The 4576-nt window shown below is 67.1% G+C and carries 3 protein-coding genes and 1 other RNA gene; 2 read left to right on the top strand and 2 right to left on the bottom strand.

The window, feature by feature from the left end; translation table 11 throughout:
• The first annotated feature begins 130 nt into the window (after positions 1 to 130).
• Positions 131 to 751, top strand: a complete 621-nt coding sequence (locus AC07OK_RS30665) for a hypothetical protein (protein WP_494693827.1) — start codon at positions 131 to 133, stop codon at positions 749 to 751.
• An 18-nt stretch (positions 752 to 769) separates the two neighbouring features.
• On the opposite strand, the gene glpK is transcribed toward AC07OK_RS30665, so the two are convergent.
• Positions 770 to 2260, bottom strand: coding sequence for a glycerol kinase GlpK (gene glpK / locus AC07OK_RS30660; protein ID WP_494693826.1), 1491 nt, complete (start codon positions 2258 to 2260; stop codon positions 770 to 772).
• Between the two features lie 66 nt (positions 2261 to 2326).
• An RNA gene (gene rnpB, locus AC07OK_RS30655) (RNase P RNA component class A) lies at positions 2327 to 2670 on the bottom strand.
• 128 nt (positions 2671 to 2798) lie between these two features.
• On the opposite strand from rnpB, the gene AC07OK_RS30650 reads away from it, so the two are divergent.
• The gene (locus tag AC07OK_RS30650; protein WP_494693825.1) at positions 2799 to 4493 is read left to right on the top strand and encodes a thiamine pyrophosphate-binding protein; all 1695 of its coding nucleotides are present in this window, start codon (positions 2799 to 2801) and stop codon (positions 4491 to 4493) included.
• Positions 4494 to 4576 lie beyond the last annotated feature (83 nt).

Genomic DNA, 4576 nt, shown 5'->3' with positions numbered 1-4576 from the left:
GACCCTCCGACGTTAAAAATTCGAAGTGTCCACGCTTTCAGTCATCGATGCCAGATGGGGCGGCTGCACGCTTACGGTCTAACTCAGTAGATCCAAGCAAAATTCAGTAGATTTCAGCAAGGAGAACAGCATGGTTGCTACAACGAGTGTGAATGTCTCACCCAACACCCTGCTCGCGCTGATGGAGCGGTTGCGCGAGACCGGAGCGAGCATCGATCCGGCCGAAGCGGTCGATGCCGCGATACGCCTGTGGCTCGCGGCACCGGCCCAAGCAGCAGACGCCGCACCGCGCGGCTACCAATGGAAAACGCTGTTCCTACCCGAGGGCACATGGCTGCGCATGGCCTACCGTGGCGACCATGAATACGCCATCGTCGAAGGCGACCGCATCATGTACAAGGGCCGCGCCATCTCGCCCAACCAGTTCGCCAGCGGCTACGCCGACAGCGTGCGCAACGCATGGCAAGACATCTCCATCCGCATGCCCGGCGAGAAGCACTGGAAATTGGCCGGCGTGCGCCGCCGCGAACTGGCGCGCGCCGCAGCAGCACCGCCCGCCCACGCCCACGCCACCGCCACCGCTCCAGCCGCCGCGCCGGCCACAGCCATCGCCTGCACGTCCTGCTTAGCGCCGCTTGAAGCCGCGCCGTCAGCGCCGCCCCTGCCCCGCAACACCGACCCCGGCCAAGGCTGGACCGAGCCCGAACGCAGAAAATTCCGCTTCCGTCTTGAAGACGTCGCTTTCAGCTGAAGACGGGCTTAAAGACCGCTAGCGCGCCGCTTCCCAGCCGCGCGAGCGCTCGACCGCGCGCGCCCACTGCGCCAGCAACTCGGCGCGGCGCTCGGCCGACATGGCCGGCTCGAAGCGGCGTTCGCACGACCATTGCGCGGCGATTTCTTCCTGCGTCTCCCAGAAGCCCACCGCCAGCCCGGCCAGATAGGCCGCGCCCAGCGCCGTGGTCTCGGTCACTGCGGGGCGCACCACCGGCACGCCCAGCAGGTCGGCCTGGAACTGCATCAGCAGGTCGTTGCGGGCCGCGCCGCCGTCGGCGCGCACCTCGGTCAATGGAATGGCGGCGTCCTTCTGCATGGCCGCCATCAGCTCCGCGCTTTGATAGGCGATCGCCTCCAGCGCCGCGCGGGCGATGTGGCCGCGGTTGCTGCCCCGGCTCAGGCCGACCAGCGCGCCGCGCGCATACGGGTCCCAGTGCGGCGCGCCCAGCCCGACAAAGGCCGGCACCATGAACACGCCGCCGCTGTCGGGCACGCAGGCGGCCAGCGCCTCGACCTCGCTAGACTGCTGGATGATGCCCAGCCCGTCGCGCAGCCACTGCACCGTGGCGCCGCCCATGAACACGCTGCCCTCGAGCAGATAGTCGGTGGCGCCGTCGACCCGCCAGCCGACCGTGGTCAGCAGCCGGTTGTGCGAAGCCACCGGATGCCGGCCCAGGTGCATCAGCATGAAGCAGCCGGTGCCGTAAGTATTCTTGACCATGCCCGGCTGGTGGCAAGCCTGGCCGAAGGTGGCGGCCTGCTGGTCGCCGGCGATGCCGGCCACCGGGATCTCGGCGCCGAACAGCGCGGCCTTGGTATGGCCGACCTCCTCGCTGGAGGACACCACCTGCGGCAGCATCTGCTCGGGAATGTCGAACAGGTGCAGCAGGTCGTGGTCCCAGCGCATCAGGTGTATGTTGAACAGCATGGTGCGCGAGGCATTGCTGACGTCCGTCACATGGCGCCCGGTCAGCTTGAAGGTCAGCCAGCTGTCGATGGTGCCGAAGGCCAGCGCGCCGTGGCGCGCCCGCTCGCGCGCGCCCGGCACGTGGTCGAGCAGCCATTTGAGCTTGGTGGCGGAAAAATAGGCATCCAGCTCGAGGCCGGTGATGGCGGTGATCTTCCTGGCCTTGCCGTCGGCGCGCAGCGCTTCGCAGTCGTCGGCCGTGCGGCGGTCCTGCCAGACGATGGCCGGCGCGATCGGCTCGCCGCTCTTGCGGTCCCACACCACGGTGGTCTCGCGCTGGTTGGCGATGCCGATCGCCAGGATCTGGCTGCCGTCGACGTGGTTGTCGTGCAGGACCTTGCGCGCCACGGTGAGCTGGCTGTTCCAGATCTCGTTGGGATCGTGCTCGACCCAGCCCGGCTGCGGGAAATGCTGTGGAAATTCCTGCGCCGCGCTGCCGCAGATGTGGCCCTGATGGTCGAACAGGATGGCGCGCGAGCTGGTGGTGCCTTGATCCAAGGCCAGTATGTATTTTTTCATCGGCAAAGTCCCCGGGAGCGCCGCGGCGTGCGCGTCGGTCCCGCGGCAGCCGCGAACATCGTTATTAGTTGAAGCAAGCCGATAGGCCGGATTTTGTTACGGCGCAGGCGAACCTGCGCTATGACAGCCATTCCTCTAGGCGCTGGATTACTCCAGCGCTCAAGCTTCCTACCCGCACGCTCCGCGAGCAGCATCATCGCGTGCCTATTTGGAATTGCACCAGGTGGAGGTTACCGCGTTTCACCGTAACTTAATACGCTCGTCTCTGTGGCCCTATTCCTCGCCTTATACCTTGGGCTTGCGCTTGCGGCTTTCAGCGGACGGCCGTTAACCGTCACCCCGCTCTATGGAGTCCGGACCTTCCTCCCGCCAGGCATTACGCGCTGGCCAGCGGCTGTCTGGCTTGCTTCAAGCGCTATTGTAACAGCCCGGCCCTTCAAATCTGAAATTTGGTGTCGCCATTTGAAAAGCCGCCGCCTTTTCCCGGCCGTAGAATGCAGGACACCGCACCTCTACCCAGACCCCGAAAAGGCCAGACATGACGCAACCATCCCGCACCGGCGGCCAGATCCTGGTCGACGCCCTGAAGATCCACGGCGTCGACACCGCTTTCGGCGTACCCGGCGAAAGCTACCTGGACGTGCTCGACGCGCTGCACGACTCCGACATCCGCTTCATCATCAACCGCCAGGAAGGCGGCGCCGCCTTCATGGCCGACGCCTACGGCAAGATGACCGGCAAGCCCGGCATCTGCTTCGTCACCCGCGGGCCGGGCGCCACCAACGCCTCGATCGGCGTGCACACGGCGTTCCAGGATTCGACCCCGATGATTTTGTTCATCGGCCAGGTCGGCAACGACTTCGTCGACCGCGAAGCCTTCCAGGAGATCGACTACCGCCGCATGTACGGCCAGATGGCCAAGTGGGTGGCGCAGATCGACCGCGCCGACCGCGTGCCGGAATACCTCGCCCGCGCCTTCCAGATCGCCACCAGCGGCCGTCCCGGCCCGGTGGTGCTGGCGCTGCCGGAAGACATGCTGACCGCCGTCGCCGCCGTGGCCGACACCCGCCGCTACCAGCCGGTGCAGGCCTCGCCGTCGGCCGCGCAGATCGCACAAGTGCGCGCGCTGCTGGCCGGCGCCAAGAAGCCGCTGCTGCTGCTGGGCGGCGGCGGCTGGAACGCGCAAGCCTGCGCCGACCTGCAAGCCTTCGCCGAAGCGAACCATCTGCCGGTGTCGTGCGCGTTCCGCTTCCAGGACCTGCTCGACAACGCCCACCCGAATTACGTCGGCGACGTCGGCATCGGCATCAATCCCAAGCTGGCCGCGCGCGTGCGCGAGGCGGACGTGATCCTGGCCATCGGCCCGCGCCTGGGCGAGATGACCACCGGCGGCTACGCGCTGATCGCCGCGCCGGTGCCGGCCCAGCGCCTGATCCACGTGCACGCCGACGCCGAGGAACTGGGCAGCGTCTACCAGGCTGAACTGATGATCAACAGCGGCATGCCGCAAATGACGGCGATGCTGGCGGCGATGGCGCCGGTCGATGCTTCCGCCTGGCGGGGCACGGTGGCCGAGGCGAAGGCCGAGCTGGCCGCGTGGCAGCGCCAGCCGACTATCTTCCAGGACGGCACTGCGCCGCTGGACCTGTGGCAGGTGGTGCAGCAGATCGACCAGATCGCCCCGCACGACACCATCATCACCAACGGCGCCGGCAACTACGCCACCTGGGCGCACCGCTTCCACAGCTACGGCGGCATGCGCACGCAGCTGGCGCCGACCAGCGGCGCCATGGGCTACAGCGTGCCGGCCGGCGTGGCCGCCAAGATCATCGCGCCAACGCGCACCGTGATCACCTTCGCCGGCGACGGCGAATACATGATGAACGGCCAGGAGCTGGCCACCGCCGTGCAGTACCGCGCGGGCGTGGTCATCATCGTGTTCAACAACGGCATGTTCGGCACCATCCGCATGCACCAGGAGCTGCACTATCCTGGCCGCGTGTCCGGCACCGAGCTGCACAACCCGGACTTCGCCGCGCTGGCGGTGGCCTACGGCGGCCATGGCGAGGTGGTCGAGGCGACGGCGGACTTCGCGCCGGCGCTGGAACGCGCGCTGGCCTACGCCAACAGCGAGCGGCTGCCGGCCGTGATCGAGCTGCGCTACGACGGCAACCTGATCACGCCGGGCGCCACGCTCGACACCATCCGCAAGAACGCGCTGGCCGCCAAATAACCCCGGCGGGGGTCAGATACCGTCTTGAATGGCAAGCCCTTTCGATAAGTAATTGGGATCGAAAGGCTTGTCATTGTGTATCA

Source organism: Duganella sp. GW821-FHT07G03, from assembly GCF_059418605.1.
Note: the sequence above shows the minus strand (reverse complement) of the source record. Positions and strands in the feature narration are given on the sequence as shown.

Bases quoted from the DNA above. Each gene is read 5' to 3' on its own strand.
- AC07OK_RS30665 (WP_494693827.1), top strand. From the start codon at position 131: ATGGTTGCTACAACGAGTGTGAATGTCTCACCCAACACCCTGCTCGCG.
- glpK (WP_494693826.1), bottom strand. From the start codon at position 2,260: ATGAAAAAATACATACTGGCCTTGGATCAAGGCACCACCAGCTCGCGC.
- AC07OK_RS30650 (WP_494693825.1), top strand. From the start codon at position 2,799: ATGACGCAACCATCCCGCACCGGCGGCCAGATCCTGGTCGACGCCCTG.